This is a genomic window from Devosia sp. LjRoot16 (genome assembly GCF_964252795.1).
GTDB lineage: Bacteria > Pseudomonadota > Alphaproteobacteria > Rhizobiales > Devosiaceae > Devosia_A.
In genome coordinates, this window is the sequence record NZ_CAXUPH020000001.1 from 1,451,617 (window position 1) to 1,471,164 (window position 19,548).

Below are 19,548 nucleotides of genomic sequence, written 5' to 3' on the forward strand. Positions count from 1 at the left end.
GGTAATGGGCGGCCCGAACAAGGCAGTCCAAAGTAGCGTGAGATAGCCGGCGGCGGGGTTCACGTACCCAGCGCTTGTCCCACCGCCGGCCGGACCGTCACTGGGCAGCAGCCAGACGGTCTTTGCTATCCGCCTGAGGCGGAGTGGGATGGGCGCCGCCGCCGGCGCCCAGGGGTTCGACACCGCGCAAAGCGGTAAGGGCGACAATGGCGATCAGCAGCAGCACGCCGGCCTCCACCGTCGCCACCAGCTGCAGCGCCGAGGTGAAGGCAGCACTGGCCGCGGTGAGCAACGGCGCGCCGTCGGGGAGGCTGGCAGCGACACCCGCCGCGCCGGCCAGCGTTTCGGTGGCGAAATGCGTCTGCGCCTCGGTCAGCCCGGCCGGCAGGTTGCCGGATAGCAGGCTGCGATAGACCAGCGTGCCGAGGCTGCCGAGCGCGGCGATGCCGAGCGAGAAGCCGAACTCCGACGAGGCCTCCTGCAAGGCGGCGGCCGCACCGGCTCGTTCCGGCGCGACAAAGCCCATCATGATGCCGGTGCCGAGCGTCACCATCGGCGCGCAGCCCAAATTGAACAGGGCGAAGCCGACGATCACCGCGGGCACGCCGTAGCTCTGGATGAGGAACACCACGATCAGCAGGCCGATAATAGCGACGCCCATGCCGGAGGCGATAAGCAGGCCGGGGCGGATGGTCTGCGCCAGCTTGGGCGCCAGCATGAAGGCGACGATCATCAACAGGATCGCCGGCAGGCCGCAGAGCCCGGCCCAAAGCGGGGTAAGACCGGCAACGAGCTGAAAATACTGCGCCGTCAGCACCATGATGGCGCCGGTGACGGTGATGAGGAACATCGCCCCGATCACCGCAGTGAAGGCGGCGTTCCTGAACAGCTTCAGATCGACCAGCGGATGGGCCAGCGTCACCTGGCGACGGATAAAGACGATGGCCAGCAGCAGCCCGAAAGCGATGGCGCCGAACGGGGCAAGCGACACATCGCCCTTGGCCAGTTCCTTCAACCCATAGACCATGGGCAGGATGGCGCCGAGCGACAGGATGACGCTCACCAGGTCGAGCCGGCCGGCCTGCGGCGCCTTGTATTCGGGCAAGAGCGCCGGGGCGGTGACGAGCAGCAGCAGCATCACCGGCACGCCGAGCAGGAACGGAGCGCCCCACCAGAAATGCTCGAGCATGACGCCGCCGACCAGCGGGCCGAGCAGCATGCCGCCCATGAAGCAGGTGAGCCAGATCGAGATGGCGAAGCCGCGCTGCCGCTCGTCGTGGAACATGTTGGTGATGAGCGCCAGGATCGAGGGCGAGAGCGTTGCGCCGGCAATACCGAGGAGGCCGCGCGCTGCGATCAGCATCGTCGCCGAGGTGGAGAAGGCGGCCAGCACCGAGGCGGCGGCAAAGGCGGCGCCACCGAACATCAGCAGCTTCCGCCGGCCGATGCGATCGCCGATGGTGCCCATGGTGATGAGGAAGCCGGCAAGCAGGAAGCCGTAGATATCCATGATCCAGAGCTGCTGGGCACTGTCGGCGCCGAGCGTTTCGCTGATCCTGGGGAGGGCGAGCAGAATGACCGAGACGTCGATGGAAATCAGCAGCGTCGGCAGGGCGAGGACGGCAAGACCGGTCCATTCGCGGGCCGTGGCGCGGGAGTTCGGGGCTGACATGGCGGCTCCTTTCACTTAAGGTGTGACTTAAGTAATCGAGCATAATGCTTAAGTCAACGCTTTAGTGATGGTACCTTCTCGCCGCATCGCAGACCCCAAACTGGGTGACATTCCCGCGAAGGCGGGAACCTGGTGGGATGCAGCAGCGCTGGTGGAGGTTGAGGGATCGCACTGGGTCCCCGCCTTCGCGCATACGCGCTAAGTTGGGGTCGTGCCCCACCCACCGGGAACGGCAGGGGTTGGTTGTGGCGCGACGCCGATTATCAATAAACCGTCATGCCCCGGTTGTATCCATCGGCAACCGACGATAGTTTGCCGGCCTCCTTCCCCGACTCCCCAACCACGGACATCGACACATGGAATACCGCCGCCTCGGCAAGGCTGGCCTGCGGGTCAGTGAATTTTCTTTTGGCGCCTGGGTGACCTTCGGCAAGCAGGTCGGCGAAGACGCCGCCGCTTCGATCATGGGTTACGCCTACGACAACGGCATCAACTTTTTCGATAATGCCGAAGGCTACGAGCAGGGCAATGCCGAGGTCGTCATGGGCGAGGCGCTGAAAGCGCTGAACTGGAGCCGCGACAGCTATGCGGTGTCGTCGAAAGTGTTCTGGGGCGGCGCGAAGCCGACGCAGAAAGGGCTTTCGGCCAAGCACGTCACCGACGCCGCCCATGCCGCGCTGAAGCGCCTGCAGGTCGACTATCTCGACCTCTATTTCTGCCACCGCCCGGATATCGATACGCCGATCGAGGAGACGGTGCGGGCGATGCACAACCTCATCACCCAGGGCAAAGTGCTGTACTGGGGCACCTCGGAATGGTCGGCGCAGCAGCTGACCGAAGCCTACGCCGTGGCCCGCCAGGAACATCTGACGCCGCCGACGATGGAACAGCCGGAATACAACCTGTTCCGCCGCGAGAAGGTCGAAGCCGAGTTCCTGCCGCTCTACAGCCTGTTCGGGCTCGGGACGACGATCTGGTCGCCGCTCGCCTCGGGCATTTTGACCGGCAAGTATAATGACGGCATCCCCGCCGACAGCCGCATGAACCTGCCCGGCTACGAGTGGCTGAAGGCGCGGCTCGACAGCGACAAGGGCCGCGACGAACTGGCGAAGGTGAAACAGCTGGCCAAGCTCGCCGACGAGGTGGGCCTGCCCATCCACCACCTGGCGCTGCTCTGGTGCAACGCCAACCCGAACGTCTCGACGGTGATCCTCGGCGCCTCGAAACTCAGCCAGCTCAAGGACAACCTGAAGGCGCTCGACTCGAAGTCGAAGATGACGCCGGACGTGCTGGCCAGGATCGAAGCGATCATGGGCAACGCGCCGGAAGCACCGCGTCGGTTCTGAGATCTGACGGGCGGGGCCAAGGCTCCGCCCTCTTCTCTATGTGAATGGGCTCCACGCACTGCGTCTCCCAAACCACCGGCTGTCATCCCAGCGAAAGCTGGGACCCAACTATCGGCTGGCACGGGCTGAGAAATGGGTCCCAGCTTTCGCTGGGATGACACCGAGTGTGGGGAGATTGCGGGGGCACAGTCGATAGAGCGCCCGCGACCAATGCGCAGCATTGCGGCCGCGCCCTTTCATCAGCGCCCCCCGCACACTAGACATAGCGCACTGCTATTGGAGGCATGATCGGGTGACGGTGCGCTGGCGCATTGTGGGACTGGCGCTGGCAAGCCTCGTGTCGATCGTCGCGATGACCGGGGTGATGGCCTATGGGCTGTGGCTCGCCGATCATTTCGTGCAGCGGATCGATGCGGTGCACCGGCGCTTCGAGGTGATTGCCGAACTCGATGGCCGCGCCAACGCCTATGCCAGGCAGGTGGCGAGCGTGCTGTTGCTGGGGCGCGGCGAGATGCCCGCGGTACAGACCGCCCGCATCGACATGGAGCGCACCTTCGCCCGCCTCAGCCGCGCCACTCGCGACGAGCTGACGACGCTGGGCGGCATCGCCGAAGTGGTACCCGAGCTCGAGCAGCTCGAGGACGTCAGGCGGATGATCGAGCTTTACCACGCGATCGATGCCTCGGCGACGCGGGCGCTGGCAGCGGCGCGCGACGGCAAGGCGGACGAGGCCACCCAGCTCTATGGTCGCGACGTCGCCTTCCGCCTCGCCAACGAGCTGCAGCCGCTGATCGATCGGGCGCTGGCCGAGGAGCGCAACGAGGTGGCAGCCGAGTTGAAGCAGGTGCAGCAGACACAGGGCACCATCCTCGTCGTCGCCGGGATCCTGGCGCTGCTGTCACTGGCGGTGCTGAGTCTCCTGGGCGTGCTGCTCTACCGCGCGGTGCGTCGCTCGGGCGAGCGGCTCGAGGCTGAGATCGAGACGCGGACCAGCGAGCTGCGCGACGCCAATGCGCGGCTGCGTGCCGTCGATGTCAGGCGCACGCAGTTTCTTGCCGATGTCAGCCATGAGCTGCGCACCCCGCTCACGGTGCTGCGCGGCGAGGCCGACGTGGCGCTGCGCGGCCAGCCTGACATCAATGACCTCCGCCAGTCGCTCGAGCGCATCCGCGGCCAGTCGGTCGATATGTCGGGGCTGCTCGACGATCTCATCGCCTTCGCCCGCACCGATGCCGAAAGCCAGCAGCACCTGCCCACCGATATCCGGCTCGACGAGATCGTCGGCGCGGCCGTCGAAGAGGCGCAGGTATTGGCCGAACCGCGCGAGGTCAGCGTCACCACTGAGCTCAGTGACAACGGCGCACATGTCGATGCGGATTTCCGCCGGCTGAAGCAGGCGCTGATGATCGGGCTCGACAATGCAGTCAAGCACTCGCCGCCCGGCAGCCGCATCACCATCAGCAGCAGCCGCGGTGCTGCGACGGCAACGGTTGCAATCGCCGACCAGGGGCCCGGCGTCAGTGACGAGGACCGGCCGCGGGTGTTCGAGCGGTTCTATCGCGGACACGGCGAGGGCGACCTCGAGACCCAGGGGCTGGGGATCGGCCTCGCCATCGCCAAGGATATCGTCGAGCGACACGGCGGCAGCATCCGGCTCGACAATGGCGCTGATGGCGGCGCGGTGCTCACGCTCGAATTGCCGCTGGCGAAAGGAGGGGCACGATGAAGGTCCTGGTGGTCGAAGACGATCGGCGCATCGCCTCGTTCCTCGAGCGCGGGCTGGCGGCCGAGGGCTATCAGGTCAGCGTCGAGAACGATGGCCGCGACGGGCTGGAGCGGGCGCGGCAGGACGATTTCGAGCTGATCATCCTCGATCGCATGCTCCCCTATGTCGACGGACTGGAGATTACCCGGCTGCTGCGTGAAGAGCGGCGTCCGGCGATGATCTTGATGCTCACAGCCAAGGATAGCCTCGCCGACAAGATCGAAGGGCTGAAGGGCGGGGCCGACGACTATTTGACCAAGCCCTTCGCCTTCGACGAATTGCTGGCGCGCCTCGTGGCCTTGCGCCGCCGCCGCAGCGAGATCGATCATGAGAGCCAGCTCGCCATCGGGCCGCTGACGCTCGATCCGCAGTCGCGCCGGGTCAGCCGCGACGGCGAGCCGATCAGCCTGACGGTGCGCGAGTTCGACCTACTGCGCTATCTGATGAGCAACCCGGACAAGGTAGTGAGCCGGCAGCGGCTGCTGAACAGCGTCTGGGAATATGGCTACGATCCGGGCACCAAGATCGTCGACGTCTATGTCCGCTATCTCAGGGCCAAGATCGATACCGAGGGCACCCCGTCGCTGATCCAGACGGTGCGCGGCGTCGGCTACATGATGCCGAGCTAACCCCCGACCGGCTCTCTCCAAATTCTAACCAAGCGCTCAACCCTGTCTAATTTGGCTAGCTTAGCCTGCTCGCTGCTTTTCGAAGTGACGAGGAACCTCCGATGTCCGACGAGATCTGGCCCGCCATCAAGGTCGAGCGCTTCTATGATGAGCCGCTGGCGCATTACGAAGCCCGTCGCCGCGAGATCGTCAGCATCATCACCGGCTTCCGCAACGGCCGCTACGAAGGCGCCGTCGCCGAGCGGATGGAACAGCGCCTGATGGCGCTGCAGGATGGCATGGTGGTTCCCGCTGTCGCCTGACCCGATTTTGCCACCGTCGAGGAGAAGGCCCGGTTTGACCGGGCCTTTTGTTTTGGGCCAAGCTCTGCTCGAAAGGCCACCAAACGAGGAGACCCGCCATGCGCTACATGATCATCGTCAAGACCACCGAACCGGCGCCGCCGCCAAGCTCGGAAATGCTGGCGGCGATGGGCAAGCTCAACCAGGAAATGATCGAGGCCGGGGTGCTGCTGGGCGGCGAGGGCCTGCAGCCGTCCAAGACCGGCGCCAAGGTGGCGATGCAGGGCGGCAAGCTGGTGGTGAAGGACGGCCCGTTCACCGAGGCCAAGGAGCTGATCGGCGGCTTCTGGATCATCAAAGCAGACTCGCTCGACGAGGCGATCGGCTGGGTGAAGAAGATTCCGATGTGGAACGAAGGCGAAGAAGTGGAAGTCCGCCGCGTCTCCGAGGTCGAAGACTTCGCCTATGCCTATGACGAGGTCTCGGCCGAAGCGCTGGATCGCGAGAAGGCGCTGCGTGACAGCGGCCAGTGGCCGGAGCAGCGCTAGAGCGTCACCGCGACAGGCCCAGACGGCGATCGGTGGCTTCGGGGCAATGACGCCCCGAAGCTTCAGTTTCATCCGCGGCTGCCGCGCGGCTCGAGGCGAACAGGCGGCCGACGAAGCCGCCTATCGCGCGCCAGAGCGACGGCTTTTCCCACAGACCGGCGTCCGGATGCGCCTCCCATGCCGCTTCGCCGGTCCGGCGGGCGAAATCTTCGCCCCAGTGCTGCTTGTAGGCGTTCTTGTAGAGATAGCTGGCGGGGATCATCACAAGTCTCCTTTCGACTTGAACCGATTCAATTGATCAACGCATGATCGCTTGAATCGGTTCAAACATACGCTTCGATGCCAGAGAGTCAAGCGGAATTTGAACCGATACAAAAGCGTGCTATATGACTAGGAGTTGGCTAGGATGCCCTCAGGCAATCGAGACGATTGTCCTCGGGGCGGCAGACGAGCCGCAAAAACTGGAAAGGTTCGGATGGCACGCGATCTGGTGCGCTTGAGCGATGTGGCAAAGGCGGCGGGGGTGTCGCAGGGCACGGCGTCGAACGTGTTCAGCCGGCCGGACCTGGTGCGACCGGAGGTGCGCGAGCGGGTGCACCAGACGGCCCGCGACCTCGGCTATGCCGGACCCGATCCGCGCGGCCGGCTGCTGCGCGCCGGCAAATCCAACGCCATCGGCGTCGCCACCGCGGAGCCGCTTTCCTACTTCTTCGAAGATCCGTTTGCCCGCGTACTGATGCAAGGCATCTCGGAGGCCTGCGATGCGCGCGGCGCCGGCCTGGCGCTGGTGTCGGCCCGCAACAGCGAGCGGCTGGCCTGGAATATCCAGAGCGCGCTGGTCGACGGATTCGTGCTGCTCTGCATCGAGAATGGCGAAAAGCTGGTGGAGCTGACGCGCGAGCGGCAGCTGCCCTTCGTGGCGCTGGCGCTCGGCAAGCCCGACGACACTATCTCGGCCATCGGCGTCGACGACTATGCCGGGGCGCAGATGGCCGCCCGGCATCTGGCGCAGCTCGGCCACCGCCGCTTCGGCATTCTCGGGCTCGAGCTCGACGACGCGCATGAGGGGCCGGTCGGCAGCGCCGCAATCGCCGCCGCCACCTACTCCACCTCGCGCGACCGCGCCTATGGCTACTTCGAGGAGCTGGCGCTCTACGGCATCGACCGCGAGACCATCCCGATCTACGAAACCCGCAGCACCGCCGAGAGCGTCAGGCGCGGGCTCGACTACATCCTCACGGCCGGCGAGCGCCCCACCGCCATTCTGGCGATGTCCGATCGTGTCGCCATGTTCGCGCTCGAGATCATCGCCGAACGCGGCCTCAGCGTCCCCGACGACATCTCGATCGTCGGTTTCGACGGCGTGCCGGAAGCCGCCACCGTCAACCCGCCGCTCACCACCGTGGTGCAGCCGATCGCCGAAATCGGCCGCCGGGCGGTCAAGACCATCCTCGAGCACGATGGCGGGGTGCACCGCGAAAGCCTGCCGCTCGAGCTGCTGGTGCGAAACAGTACCGCAGGCCCAAGCGCGCGATCGTGACTTGATCCGGGGGACGTGAATGCCCAGATTCCGGCTATGCGGATTTTGCTCGCCACCGTCGCGGTTATTGCCCTCAGCTCGGGGGCGCTAGCCTATTGCCCTCCGGTGCCCGACGTCGCCAAGGACGGGTACCAGGGCAACGACTTGCAGCGCACGCTGTGCCTGCAGAACGAGCTGGCGCAATCGGCCCAGGATCGCGCCATCCGGAGCGAGATTGATGCAACGCTGTCGAAACTGCAGCGCGACCTGCAGCAGCAGAAAATGCTGCAGCAGCAACTGCAAACCGAGCTGATGCGGACCAAGCCGAGCTATTTGCCTTAGGGCGTGGAGACACTACTCGCCGCCGGGTGCGGGCTGCCCCCCACCCCTGTCCCCTCCCTGCAAGGGGGAGGGTGACCAAAACACTGGCCTCGCAGTCTGCGTCTCCCTCCCCCTTGCGGGCAGGGATTAAGGGTGGGGGTCCACAGCCACCAGCGGTAGCGGCACGAGCCCGAGCTACTCCGCCGCCGCCCGCGAAAATTCCTCCAGCGCGGCCAACTCGTCGCCCATGCGGTCCGGCCGGTACGGGCGCAGCGGCGCTTTGGCGACCTGGTTGCGTCCACTCTGCTTGGCCTTGTAGAGCGCCTGGTCGGCGGCCTGCAGCAGGTCGGTGACGCTCTGCGAGGTGTGCGGCACCGAGGCAACGCCGAACGAGGCCGAGATATCGGTGCCGTGCGTGTTGCTCAGCTCCTCGATCCTGAGCCGCAGCAGTTCCGCCTTGTCGGCGGCCCGCTCCAGCGGGCAATCGGGCAGGATCACCACCAGTTCCTCGCCGCCGAAACGGCAAACGATATCGGTCTCGCGCAGCGAGCCGGTCAGCGTCAGCGCGGCATCGCGCAGCACCTGGTCGCCAAAGCTGTGGCCATGCTCGTCATTGAGCCGCTTGAAGTGATCGAGATCGACCATGATCAGCGAAATCTCACGGTTCTCGCGCTCGGCCAGCCGGACGAAGCGCTGCAGGCAGTCTTCCATGTAGCGGCGGTTGTAGAGCCCGGTCAGCGGGTCACGCAGCGCCTGGTTCCGGAGCTTTTCGCGCAATGCCATGTTGGCGAGCGCCAGACTCATGCCATCGGCCAGGGCCGAACCCAGCGCGGTGATGTGTTCCAGCCGCTGCTCGGCGCTGACGCCGGAAGCGAACAGCTGCAGCAGCCCGACGATTTCGCCCCGCGCGATCATCGGGATTTCGAGCGAGGTCTCGTTGCCGACATGGTGGCTGCAGCACAGCTTGGCGGAATCGGCGCGGTTGAGGTGCGGCTTGCCGCGCTTCACCGCCCAGCAGGCGGTGGGGTTGATGGTTTCGGGCAGCGCGTCGTTCTCCGAACGCCCCCAGGTGGTCGAGAGCACCAACCGGTCGCGGGAATTGTTGAACACATAGAGCGCCCCCGAGAAGCCGGGCACCAGCTCCATCGCCGTCGCCTTCAGCACGGCATTGGCGTCGGCATGGTCCGAAGCGCTCTGCAGCACGTCCGCCATCTCGAACAACCGCCCCACCTGCTGGCGCGCCCTGTCGGCCGCCTCCACCGCCGCGGCGCGGCCATCGGCCTCGGTGGCCGAAGACCGGAAAGCATAGAGCAGGCCGAGGATGGCGAGCAGGCCCGCTCCCAGCTGCATCACCAGCACCAGCATGGTACCGGCCTGGATACGGACATCGTGCGTGCGTACCCTGAGGTCAGTATCGCCGAGCACCCGGCCGACGCCAGCACCGATGGCCGTTACGGTCTCGCCGGTACGGCGGCTCGCCAGCAGGTCGAGCCCGGCTTGCCGGTTGCCGGAAGTCGCGAGGTCGATCGCTTCGTTCCAGTTGTTGACCAGCCCGGCGACAAGTTCGCGCAGGCGCTGTGGTTCGGCCGATGGCGAGGCCGCGATCGGGCTTACCACATCGAAGATCGCAGCATCGGCGCTGCTCAAGCGCTCGACCTGGGACAGGTAGGTGCGCAGCGCACCCGCTTCCCCGGTGAGGAAGTGCATGATGTCGGCATCGGCGTCGGCCACGGCCTGGGACATGGCGCGCAACTGGTCGGCCTCGCCCCTGAGCTCGGTCATGGCGCGCTGCTGGCCACCGACATGCATGAACCCGGCGATCGCCGTCACCACCAGCGTGACCACCAGCGCAACGGTGGCGAGCGACAGCAGGCGCGAACGAGCCCGCACCGGCAGCGGCTTGGGCTCAGTCACAGCGGTGAGGCCGGCGAACATCGGATTGGAAAGCCCCCAGGCTCCTCGATTGGGGGCATAATGCCAAAGATCGGCATTGCTGCGTTCGGCCATCGGGAGAAGCGCTTAGCGGGCGATGAAACGGTGTGGTGAAGACGGAGGCAAGCAAATCGCTAAAAATGCGTCCGCGCCCCACCCGTTCGACAGTCCCGCGGGAATCTGGCTCGATTCGCATGAACCCATGTCGAAACCCGGCGGCGGCGTTCGATTAGCTCACGACCCCAAGCCAGCGCACCATCGCAAGCGGAGAACCACCATGCTCTACATCTGCCTCGTCCATTTCGACGACAAGGAAGTGTTCCGCCGGATGAGTGAAACGGAAAAGCGCGAGCTCGACATCGCCTCGACCGGCTATGACCGCGAGCTCGAAGCCAGCGGCAACCTGATCCGGGCGCAGGCGCTGCAGGCGCCCGAGAGTGCAGTGCTGGTGCGGGTGCGGGACGGCAGGATCTCGGTGACCGACGGCCCGTTCCTCGAGACCAAGGAGCAGCTGGGTGGCTTCATCCTGATCGAGGCGCGTGACCTCAACGACGCGATCCGCATTGCCGGCGGCATTCCGCTGGCCCAGCACGGCACCATCGAGGTACGACCGATCTACCAGGTGCCGAAACACCAGGACGCGGCCAGATGAGCAGCCGCGCCCTGCAGTTCGAATCGGCGTTACGGCCGGACGGCAGTGACTTCGATCTCGACCAGCCAGCCAGGGCTGACAAGGCCGGCGACGGTCATCACCGAGCGGGCCGGCAGGTTGGGCTGCGCCTCGGTGCCGAAGAACTTGGTGTAGCCCTTCATGAAACCCTCGAAATCGAGCTTGCCGTCCGGAGCCACGAGATAGGCCTGCATCTTGACCACATCGCCGAGCCCGAGACCGAGATCGGCCAGGGTCTTCTCGATCGATTGCAGGACGCTGGTGGTCTGGGTCTCCATGTCGCCATAGGCGGCAGGGGTGGCCCGATCGGCGCTCTCGTCAACGACGCTCGGAACGGCGCCGCTCAGATAGATGGTGGTCTTGCCAGCCGGAATTTCGACGGCGCGGGCGATCGGGAAATTGGAGTTGGGGTTGGTGTGGCGGATCACATCCTCCGCCAGCACCGGGCCGGCTACGAGGATGGCGAGGCCGAGGGCCAGGGCAAATGTCTTGGTGCTGAGGAGTCTGGTCATGCTGGTCTTCCCAATAGATGGAGATACAGGTCCCAAAGGGACGCACCGTCCGGACAGAGCCCGGACGGCGGGGTCACCGCGCGCTTAGCGCGCGTCGGACACTTCCTCGACCGTCACCGGCTCGGCGAAGTCATTGCCGAAACTGGTGCGGATATAGGCGACGACGTCGGCGATCTGCTGGTCGTCAAGCACGGAGCCGAGCGCCGGCATCGCCTTCTGGCCGTGGATGATCAGGTAGATCGGGTAGCCGGCAGATTCGAGGTTGGCGTTATTGGCGAGCGCCGGGTACTTGCCGGCGCCCACCGCGCCCTGCCCCTCAGGCATGTGGCAGCCGGCGCAGATAGCCTTGTAGATGTTCTCGCCGCCGGTCTGGGTCAGCTTGCTGGGCGAGGCGAACATGGCCGCGTCCTGCGCCATGGCCGGTGCCGTCAAGAACAGGGCGAGGGCCGCCGCCGCGGCAATCGTGAGCTTTGTCATGTCAAAGTCCTTTCTGAAACGGCGGTCAGGCGGCGGTCACATGCGCATGCAGGCGCTTGATCGCATCGATGGCGGAGAGGATGGCGCCTTCCTGCCAGGCCGGCAGGTAGGAGATGTGCTCGCCCGCCATCAGGGTGCGGCCATCCATTGCCGCGGCGGTGGCATACTGGTTCTCTTTGTCGGCCCAGATGCCGAAGCAGCCCAGCACCCACGGCACCCGGTGCCAGGTGACGGCCACGCCGTTGGAGAACTCCTCGGTGTATTGCGGATGGATCTGCGCCCCATATTCGACGGCCTTCTTCACCCGATCCTCGGGCGACATGGCGTTGAACTGGTAGGCCGTGGCGCCCCACGAATAGCCGCCCAGCAGCACGCCCGGACCATCGCTGAAATAGTTGGTGGAGGGGTAGGAGATCAGCGAGATCGGCAGGTTGGTGTAGGTGATACCGCCATAGATGCGCTCGTCCTGCTCCCAGAAGCGGCGCTTGAACTCGAGGCCGAACTTCACCGAACCGGCATAGGACATCGAGTCGATGACCGCGGTCATCTCGCCCGACAGGTTGTGCTCGATCTGGCCGAGGACGGAGAACGGGATGGTGCAGATGCAGTAGTCGGCGCTCGCCGTCTCAGCGCCCTCGCCGCTCTGGCTGTCGACATAGGTCACCGTCACGCCGGTATCCGACTGGTCGATCTTGGTGACCTTGGCGTTGTAGGTGATGAGATCGCCGACTTCCTTCTCGAACCCCTTGGCGATCATGTCCATGCCGCCGACCGGCTGGAAGATGGTCGACTGGTGCTCGATGCTGTCGCCGTCGACGAGGTGCTGCCAGACGCGCGACTGCAGCACGTCGGAAAGCGTCATCGGCTCGGACGGCACCGGCGCGCCATCGACGCCGCCGCCCGGCTCCTTGGCCCAGCCGCGGAACTCCGAGGTGTCGTTGCTCTTCACGTAGGCATAGTTCTCGTCGAGCACGCCCCAGGTCTTCAGCGACTCCAAGAGGAGCTTGGCATCATCGGCGCTGACCGTTTCGTCGAGGGCGTTCTGGTTGACCACCTTGGCGAGCAGTTCCGAGACATGACCGCGATAGTCGGTCAACGCCTCGCGGAAGCGGACGGGCTTGCCCCCGAAGGCGTCGGTGCGGTGCAGGTAGGCGTTGAAATTGGTCTGGATGAAGGGCTCGAGCTTGACGCCGAAGCGCTTGCAATAGTCGAGCACGCCATAGTGGTGGTGCGGGATGCGCCACGGGCCCGGGTTGATGTAGTTGCCTTCGGCGAACTTCACCTCCTGCTCGAAGCCACCCAGCTCGACATATTTGTCGCCGCCGCGCAGCGTCCAGCAGCGGCCGCCGGCCTTCTCGCGATACTCCAGCACCTGAACCTTGTAGCCGACGGCACGCAGCTCGAGCGCCGCGGTCATGCCGGCAAGACCGGCGCCCAGGATCAGCACCGAAGCGCCCTTGGGGTCGCCTTCCAGCTTCACCGGGCCGTCATAGGTCGAGGCCTGGGCGAAGCCGAGCGTCGTCATGGCGTTGTACATCGCGACACTGCCGGCCACAGTACCGATCATCGCCAGCAGGTCGCGCCGGCTCATTCCAGACTTGAATTCAGTCATGATATTCCTCCGAAGGACGACGTTTCCTTCCGCTTCCCATTCGGTCAGGCCGTCACTTCGAGGCTAAGCTTGAGCACATGAGGCTGGCAACGTGATTACTCGCGACAATTCAATCTATAGATCGCCTAAGCTTTGGCACGAATTTGCTGAAAGGCCCGGGTTGCCAAGGGTTTTAGCCACGCTAAAGCCGATGCCGGCTGGCGGCGCAGCTGCATCAGACTTTCGTCTAGTCAGCGTGTGGGTGCGTACCTCATGACCCGGCCAATCGACATCGAGGCGGTATGGCGCACCGAATCGCGCCGGGTGCTGGCGACGCTGATCCGGCTGCTCAGGGATTTCGACCGCGCCGAGGAAGCGCTCAACGACGCCTTCCTCGCTGCCGCCGAGCAATGGCCGCGCGACGGCATGCCGGCCAACCCGCGCGCCTGGCTGGTTTCGGCCGGCCGCTTCAAGGCGATCGACCGGCTGCGCCGCAAGGCCCGGTTCGATGTGGTCGCCGCCGAACTGGCGCTCGAAGAGGAGGCGCAGATGCCGCCCGAAGCCGAATCCATCGCCGATGACCAGCTGCGGCTGATCTTCGTCTGTTGCCACCCGCAGGTGCCCGCCGACGCGCGCATCGCCATGACGCTGCGCGAGACCTGCGGGCTCATGACCGAGGAGATCGCCGCCGCCTTCCTCGCCAAGCCCACCGCCATCGCCCAGCGCATCGTCAGGGCCAAGAACCGCATCCGTGAGCTCGAGCTGCCCTATGAGGTGCCCGAGCCGCAGGATCTGGCCGAGCGGCTCGATGCGGTGCTCCGCACCGTCTACCTGATCTTCAACGAAGGCTACGCCGCCAGCCATGGCGACAACCTGCTGCGGGCCGACCTCTGCGCCGAGGCGATCCGGCTCGGGCGGCTGCTGATTGCGCTGCTGCCCAACCCGGACGCCGAGGTCGAGGGGTTGCTGGCGCTGATGCTCCTGCAGCACTCGCGGCGCGACGCCCGCACCGATGCGGCCGGCGACCTGGTGCTGATCGCCGACCAGGACCGGCGGCTCTGGGACCGGGCCGAGATCGCCGAGGGCATTGCCCTGGTCAACCGGCTGATGGCGCGCCCCGAGCTCACCGCCTACGGCATCGAGGCCGCCATCGCCGCCCAGCACGCCATCGCCGCCTCGCCCGACGCCACCAACTGGGGCGAGATCGTAAAACTCTACGACCTGCTGCTGCGCGCCGATGCCTCGCCGATCGTCATGCTCAACCGCGCCGTCGCCATCGCCATGCGGGACGGGCCGGAAGCGGGGTTGAGCGAAATCGAGACCATACGCCAGGCTGGCGCACTCACCGAGTTCCGCTACCTGCACGCCGCCCGCGCCGACCTGCTGCGCCGGTTGGGCCGGACGGAGGAGGCCCGGGCAGCGTATGTGGCCGCACTGGAACTGACGCACCAGGCGGCGGAGCAGCGGTTTCTGGAGGGGCGGCTGCGGGCGCTGGGCTCCCCTGCGCCTTGAGGGGCAACCGCGCATCGCGGCAAGCAGCTGACGGGCCGGTGCGGAAAGAGCACCCCCACCCCTGTCCCCTCCCCGCAAGGGCAGGGCAATCGCATATGGGTTTTGGGCGGAGAACTTCGTTCTCCAATGGCCGAAGAGTGGATTGCGACCGTATCCGCTGTTCCGCTTTCGATTCTGTTTGGTTCTTGTTCCGATTCAGAGACCAGAGGACCGCCCTGGGCGACGTTCGCTCCGAAACAGAACCGGATTCTACCGGCAAAGTCATATGCGATTGCCCTGCCCGCAAGGGGGAGGGAGACGCTCTCGCTGACGCCAGTGTTTTGGTCTCCTCCCCCCTTGCGGGGGAGGGACAGGGTGGGGGTGCTCTTCCCGTACGGAACTATCGCTCCGACATAGCCGCCCCTTCACATAGGGAAGCGCTTTCGACCATCACCCGCGCGCCAGCTTGCCCCGCCCTTCCGGCAGCACGCGGTGCGGGGGCTGGGCGCCGTCGATGAAGGCGCGGATGTTGACGATCACCGTCTCGCCCATCTCGAGCCGCGCTTCGAGCGTGGCCGAGGCCATGTGGGCGGTGAGCACGACGCGGTTGTCGCGCGCCAGCTGCAGCAGCCGCGGATCGATGCCGTTGCGGCTCTCGAACACGTCGAGCGCGGCGCCCGAGAGGTGCCCGCTCTCGATCTCGGCGATCAGCGCCGCCTCGTCGACCAGTTCGGGCCGCGACACGTTGACGACGAAGGCATCCTGCCGCATCCGCCTCAGCCGTTCGGCGCTGAGGATGTGGTGGGTCGAGCGGCTGAGCGGGGTGTGCAGGGAGACGATATCGACCTCGCCGACCATCTCGTCGAGCTCAGCCCAATAGGTGGCGCCCAGCGCTTCCTCGACCTGTGGCGGCCGGCGGTGGCGGGAGAAATAGTGGATGTTGAGGCCGAAGCTGCGGGCCCGGTTGGCGACGGCGGTGCCGATCCGCCCCATGCCGACAATGCCGAGCGCCTTGCCGCGCAGCCGCCGCCCCAGCATCCAGGTCGGCGACCAGCCGGGCCACTCGCCGGTGGCGGGCAGCACCTGGGCGCCTTCGACCAGCCGGCGCGGCAACGCCAGCATCAGCATCACCGCCATGTCGGCGGTATCCTCGGTCAACACCGACGGGGTGTTGGTGACGGTCAGGCCCGCGGCATAGGCCGCTTCGATGTCGATATTGTCGAAACCGTTGCCGAACTGGGCGATCAGCTTCAGCTCCGGTGGCAGCCGGGCGATCAGCGCCGCATCGATCGGATCGTTGATCGAAGAGACCAGCACATCCTTGCCCTGAACGCCTTCGATAATGGCATCGGCGCTCAACACGCCATCGACCGGTTTCGAGGTCACCTCGAACAGCGTCGCCATGCGCGCCTCGATCTGTTCGGGCAGGCGTCGCGTCACGAAAATCTTGGGTCGGCTGAGGGTCAAATGAAGCGCTTTCAGCGACCATTAAGGTCTTTTGCATAAGTGTAGAAAAAAAGCACACCCCTGCAAAGTCATGTTCGGCAAAGTCAGCTCCATGCTCCTCACGAGGCGCTCCCACGGGCGGCAGATCAAGACGATTCTGCGCGCCGCACTCCTCACCGCGATCACCGCGGCCGGCCCCGTTATGCCGGCGCTGGCGACGGCCGCCGAAGGGCCGAGCGGCTTGCCGCTGCCGCGCTTCGTCACCACCCGCTCCAACCCGATCAACGTGCGGGTCGGACCGGGCACCAAATACGGCGTCGCCTGGGTCTATGTGAAAGCCGGCACGCCGGTCGAGATCATCCAGGAGTTCGACACCTGGCGCAAAATCCGCGATGCCGACGGTTCCGAAGGCTGGCTGCACCAGAACCTCTTGCAGGGCAAACGCGCCGGCCTCGTCGCCCCCGCCGCCGCCGAGCCGGTGGCGCTGCGCCGCGACCCCAATGACCAGGCCGGCGTGCGCGCCTGGCTGACCCCGAGCTTCCGCGTCGACATCAAGGAATGCGACGGCAAGTGGTGCAAGGTGATCGCCACCGCGCATCCGGTCAACGGCAGCCCGCAGAGCTTTGACGGCTGGGTACACCAGGGCGACCTGTGGGGCGTCTACAAGGACGAAGCCTTCGACTGAGGGGCGGTGCCTTCACACGATCCGGTGCGGGCTGCCCCCCCACCCTTAATCCCTCCCCGCAAGGGGGAGGGAGACGACAGTCTCGATATCGGTGAGCGTCTCCCTCCCCCTTGCGGGAGGGGACAGGGGTGGGGGTCAGCCCGCACCAGCCCAGCTACAGGAAACCCTAGCTCCGAACCTTCCGGACCCGCACCACCACGTCGACATGCGTGATGTCCATGCCGCGGGGCGGCTCGGGCAGGTTCTGGATGACGATGGACGAGGCCGGAATATCGATCACCCGCTGCTCGTCCTCGAGGTAGAAATGGTGATGGTCCGAGGTGTCGGTGTCGAAGTAGGAGCGCGACGCATCCACCGCCACTTCGCGCAGCAGGCCCGCTTCGCGGAACTGGTGCAGGCTGTTGTAGATGGTGGCGAGCGAGACGTTGACCCGTGCCGAGGCGGCTTCGGCATGCAGCTGCTCGGCGCTGACATGCCGATGCGCGCCGGCGAACAGCAGTTCGGCGAGGGCCACACGCTGACGTGTCGGCCGCAGGCCCGCCATGCGCAACACTGCCGTCAAGCACGGTCGGCGAGACGGAACGGTCCTTGCGGTGAGGCTGCGGTCGGTCATCTGGTCCTTGGCAACGAGGCGTATCAGCTTGCAGCTTATAACTTTCGCGCCTCTTCTGCACAAGCGGCGGTCGGTCGCGGCCGGCGCTCGCGACGGTGGGTCGCGGCGCGCACTTCCTTGGGCGCGCTTGACCCCCCGCCCCCCGCTCTCTAGTAACGGTCTCAACTGACCGACGGAGAAAGCCGGCCGATGACGGATCGGAAGAACGCCTACGGGTATGACGACCTGATCCGCAGCGGAACGGGGGAGCTGTTTGGCAAGGGCTATGCCCAGCTGCCCGCCCCGCCGATGCTGATGTTCAACCGCATCACCGAGATCAGCCGCGAAGGTGGCGCGTATGGCAAGGGCCTGGTGCGCGCCGAACTCGACGTGGACCCCAGCCTGTGGTTCTTCCAGTGCCACTTCATCGGTGACCCGGTGATGCCCGGGTGCCTCGGCGTCGACGCCGTCTGGCAGATGCTGGGGTTTTACCTGTGCTGGGACGGCTCGCCCGGCAAGGGTCGGGCACTCGGCTGCGGCGAGGTGAAATTTTCCGGCCAGATCACTAATGACGTCAAAATCGTCGAGTATGGCATCGACCTGAAGCGGGTGATGAAGTCCAAGCTCGTGCTCGGCATCGCCGACGGCTGGGTGAAGGCCGACGGCCAGATCATCTACGAGATGTCCGGCCTGCGCGTAGGCCTGTTCACCTAATGGTTTCTTGATTTGCGCGCTTTCGAAGCGGAAAAGTCGCACAACTTTTCCTGGAAGCGCGACGCCCGCCGCCGGACCTGAGCCGCGGCCATAGAGGAGGCAATATGAGGCGCGTTGTCGTCACCGGCATGGGGATCGTCTCCTCTATCGGAAACAATCTCGATGAAGTGATCGTGAGCCTCAAGGAGGCCAAGTCCGGCATTGTCTTCGCCGAGGACTACGCCAAGTACAACTTCCGCTGCCAGGTGCATGGCGCGCCCAAGCTCGATCCGTTCGCAGTGCTCGACCGTCGCACGACCCGCTTCATGGGCAAGGGCGCGGCGTGGAATTACATCGCCATGCAAGAGGCGATCGCCAATTCCGGGCTCGAAGAAAAAGACATCAAGAACCCGCGCACCGGCATCATCATGGGCTCGGGCGGCCCCTCCACCCCCACGCTGATCGAAGCGGCCGACATCACCCGCGAACGCGGCCCCAAGCGCATCGGGCCGCTGGCCGTACCCAAGGCGATGAGCTCGACCGCTTCGGCGACGCTGGCGACGCCGTTCGGGATCCAGGGCGTCAACTACTCGATCACCTCGGCCTGCGCGACCTCGAAGCACTGCATCGGCGCCGGCTACGAACAGATCCAGTGGGGCAAGCAGGACATCGTGTTCGCCGGCGGCCACGAGGATCTCGACTGGTCGCTCAGCAACCTGTTCGACGCCATGGGCGCCATGTCCACCGATTTCAACGCGACGCCCGAGAAGGCCTCGCGCGCCTATGATGCAAAGCGCGACGGCTTCGTCATCGCCGGCGGCGCCGGCGTCCTGGTGCTCGAAGAGTACGAACACGCCAAGGCGCGCGGCGCCACCATCCTCGCCGAACTGGTCGGCTATGGCGCGACCTCGGATGGCTACGACATGGTTGCCCCCTCGGGCGAAGGCGCCATCCGCTGCATGCGGCAGGCGCTGTCGACGGTGAAGGGCAAGGTCGACTACATCAACCCGCACGCCACCTCGACGCCGGTTGGCGATCTGAAGGAAATGGAAGCGATCCGCACGGTGTTCGGCAATGGCGAGAGCTGCCCGCCGATCTCGGCCACCAAATCGCTCACCGGCCACTCGCTCGGCGCCACGGGCGTGCAGGAATCGATCTACTGCATCCTGATGATGCGCGAGAAGTTCCTGTGCGAAAGCGCCAATATCGAGGAACTGGACCCGGTGTTCTCGGACATGCCGATCCTGAGGCAGCGCCGCGACAACGTCGATATCGGCATCGCGCTCAGCAACAGCTTTGGCTTCGGCGGGACGAACGCTACGCTGGTGTTCCAGCATCCGGACGCCTGATCCCGCGGGGGCTTCGTGCCCGCCTCACA

At 65.7% G+C, this 19,548-nt stretch carries 20 protein-coding genes; 12 read left to right on the forward strand and 8 right to left on the reverse strand.

What is annotated here, in order from left to right; genetic code table 11:
* Positions 1 to 97 precede the first annotated feature (97 nt).
* The gene (locus ACSQ23_RS06730; RefSeq protein WP_436090134.1) at positions 98 to 1,672 is read right to left on the reverse strand and encodes an MFS transporter; all 1,575 of its coding nucleotides are present in this window, start codon (positions 1,670 to 1,672) and stop codon (positions 98 to 100) included.
* A gap of 356 nt (positions 1,673 to 2,028) precedes the next feature.
* On the opposite strand from ACSQ23_RS06730, the gene ACSQ23_RS06735 reads away from it, so the two are divergent.
* The 5 genes from ACSQ23_RS06735 to ACSQ23_RS06755 all read left to right on the forward strand — a co-directional run bounded on the left by ACSQ23_RS06735 (position 2,029) and on the right by ACSQ23_RS06755 (position 6,241).
* Positions 2,029 to 3,018, forward strand: coding sequence for a potassium channel beta subunit family protein (locus tag ACSQ23_RS06735; protein ID WP_436090135.1), 990 nt, complete (start codon positions 2,029 to 2,031; stop codon positions 3,016 to 3,018).
* Positions 3,019 to 3,310: 292 nt separating this feature from the next.
* Positions 3,311 to 4,744: a sensor histidine kinase gene (locus ACSQ23_RS06740; RefSeq protein ID WP_436090136.1), complete on the forward strand. Its 1,434-nt coding sequence runs from the start codon at positions 3,311 to 3,313 to the stop codon at positions 4,742 to 4,744.
* Positions 4,741 to 5,412: a response regulator transcription factor gene (locus ACSQ23_RS06745; RefSeq protein WP_436090137.1), complete on the forward strand. Its 672-nt coding sequence runs from the start codon at positions 4,741 to 4,743 to the stop codon at positions 5,410 to 5,412. Before ACSQ23_RS06740 ends, ACSQ23_RS06745 begins: the two co-directional genes overlap by 4 nt.
* Positions 5,413 to 5,513: 101 nt before the next feature.
* Entirely contained in the window at positions 5,514 to 5,714 is a 201-nt protein-coding gene (locus tag ACSQ23_RS06750; RefSeq protein ID WP_055874368.1) for a hypothetical protein, read from the forward strand.
* A 98-nt stretch (positions 5,715 to 5,812) separates the two neighbouring features.
* Complete coding sequence (locus tag ACSQ23_RS06755; RefSeq protein WP_055874371.1) at positions 5,813 to 6,241, forward strand: YciI family protein; 429 nt, start codon at positions 5,813 to 5,815, stop codon at positions 6,239 to 6,241.
* Between the two features lie 4 nt (positions 6,242 to 6,245).
* Here the strand turns inward: ACSQ23_RS06755 and ACSQ23_RS06760 are convergent, their stop codons facing one another.
* Positions 6,246 to 6,503: a hypothetical protein gene (locus tag ACSQ23_RS06760; RefSeq protein WP_436090138.1), complete on the reverse strand. Its 258-nt coding sequence runs from the start codon at positions 6,501 to 6,503 to the stop codon at positions 6,246 to 6,248.
* A 213-nt stretch (positions 6,504 to 6,716) separates the two neighbouring features.
* On the opposite strand from ACSQ23_RS06760, the gene ACSQ23_RS06765 reads away from it, so the two are divergent.
* Both ACSQ23_RS06765 and ACSQ23_RS06770 read left to right on the forward strand, forming a co-directional pair.
* Positions 6,717 to 7,781, forward strand: coding sequence for a LacI family DNA-binding transcriptional regulator (locus ACSQ23_RS06765; RefSeq protein WP_436090139.1), 1,065 nt, complete (start codon positions 6,717 to 6,719; stop codon positions 7,779 to 7,781).
* Positions 7,782 to 7,817: 36 nt separating this feature from the next.
* A complete protein-coding gene (locus ACSQ23_RS06770; RefSeq protein ID WP_436090140.1) occupies positions 7,818 to 8,102 on the forward strand; it encodes a hypothetical protein in 285 nt (94 codons plus the stop codon).
* 174 nt (positions 8,103 to 8,276) lie between these two features.
* Here the strand turns inward: ACSQ23_RS06770 and ACSQ23_RS06775 are convergent, their stop codons facing one another.
* Positions 8,277 to 10,088, reverse strand: coding sequence for a GGDEF domain-containing protein (locus tag ACSQ23_RS06775; RefSeq protein WP_082527843.1), 1,812 nt, complete (start codon positions 10,086 to 10,088; stop codon positions 8,277 to 8,279).
* Between the two features lie 202 nt (positions 10,089 to 10,290).
* Between ACSQ23_RS06775 and ACSQ23_RS06780 the strand changes: the two genes are divergently transcribed.
* A complete protein-coding gene (locus ACSQ23_RS06780) occupies positions 10,291 to 10,665 on the forward strand; it encodes a YciI family protein (protein ID WP_055874387.1) in 375 nt (124 codons plus the stop codon).
* A gap of 29 nt (positions 10,666 to 10,694) precedes the next feature.
* On the opposite strand, the gene ACSQ23_RS06785 is transcribed toward ACSQ23_RS06780, so the two are convergent.
* The 3 genes from ACSQ23_RS06785 to ACSQ23_RS06795 all read right to left on the reverse strand — a co-directional run bounded on the left by ACSQ23_RS06785 (position 10,695) and on the right by ACSQ23_RS06795 (position 13,284).
* Positions 10,695 to 11,195: a RidA family protein gene (locus ACSQ23_RS06785; protein ID WP_055874390.1), complete on the reverse strand. Its 501-nt coding sequence runs from the start codon at positions 11,193 to 11,195 to the stop codon at positions 10,695 to 10,697.
* Positions 11,196 to 11,279: 84 nt separating this feature from the next.
* Positions 11,280 to 11,672 carry a c-type cytochrome gene (locus ACSQ23_RS06790; protein WP_436090141.1) on the reverse strand — a complete coding sequence of 131 codons (393 nt, stop codon included), beginning with the start codon at positions 11,670 to 11,672 and terminating at the stop codon, positions 11,280 to 11,282.
* Positions 11,673 to 11,697: 25 nt separating this feature from the next.
* The gene (locus ACSQ23_RS06795; RefSeq protein ID WP_436090142.1) at positions 11,698 to 13,284 is read right to left on the reverse strand and encodes an NAD(P)/FAD-dependent oxidoreductase; all 1,587 of its coding nucleotides are present in this window, start codon (positions 13,282 to 13,284) and stop codon (positions 11,698 to 11,700) included.
* Between the two features lie 252 nt (positions 13,285 to 13,536).
* On the opposite strand from ACSQ23_RS06795, the gene ACSQ23_RS06800 reads away from it, so the two are divergent.
* Entirely contained in the window at positions 13,537 to 14,775 is a 1,239-nt protein-coding gene (locus tag ACSQ23_RS06800) for an RNA polymerase sigma factor (protein WP_055874399.1), read from the forward strand.
* 429 nt (positions 14,776 to 15,204) lie between these two features.
* Here ACSQ23_RS06800 and ACSQ23_RS06805 read toward each other — a convergent pair whose 3' ends face one another.
* Positions 15,205 to 16,158, reverse strand: a complete 954-nt coding sequence (locus ACSQ23_RS06805) for a 2-hydroxyacid dehydrogenase (RefSeq protein ID WP_082527921.1) — start codon at positions 16,156 to 16,158, stop codon at positions 15,205 to 15,207.
* Between the two features lie 154 nt (positions 16,159 to 16,312).
* Between ACSQ23_RS06805 and ACSQ23_RS06810 the strand changes: the two genes are divergently transcribed.
* Positions 16,313 to 16,885, forward strand: a complete 573-nt coding sequence (locus ACSQ23_RS06810) for an SH3 domain-containing protein (protein WP_082527922.1) — start codon at positions 16,313 to 16,315, stop codon at positions 16,883 to 16,885.
* Positions 16,886 to 17,051: 166 nt separating this feature from the next.
* Here ACSQ23_RS06810 and irrA read toward each other — a convergent pair whose 3' ends face one another.
* The gene (gene irrA, locus ACSQ23_RS06815; RefSeq protein ID WP_082527844.1) at positions 17,052 to 17,498 is read right to left on the reverse strand and encodes an iron response transcriptional regulator IrrA; all 447 of its coding nucleotides are present in this window, start codon (positions 17,496 to 17,498) and stop codon (positions 17,052 to 17,054) included.
* A 189-nt stretch (positions 17,499 to 17,687) separates the two neighbouring features.
* Here irrA and fabA point away from each other — a divergent pair, with 189 nt between their 5' ends.
* Together fabA and fabB are read left to right on the forward strand one after the other, a co-directional pair.
* Complete coding sequence (gene fabA / locus ACSQ23_RS06820; protein ID WP_055874410.1) at positions 17,688 to 18,191, forward strand: 3-hydroxyacyl-[acyl-carrier-protein] dehydratase FabA; 504 nt, start codon at positions 17,688 to 17,690, stop codon at positions 18,189 to 18,191.
* A gap of 104 nt (positions 18,192 to 18,295) precedes the next feature.
* The gene (gene fabB, locus ACSQ23_RS06825; RefSeq protein WP_055874414.1) at positions 18,296 to 19,519 is read left to right on the forward strand and encodes a beta-ketoacyl-ACP synthase I; all 1,224 of its coding nucleotides are present in this window, start codon (positions 18,296 to 18,298) and stop codon (positions 19,517 to 19,519) included.
* Positions 19,520 to 19,548 lie beyond the last annotated feature (29 nt).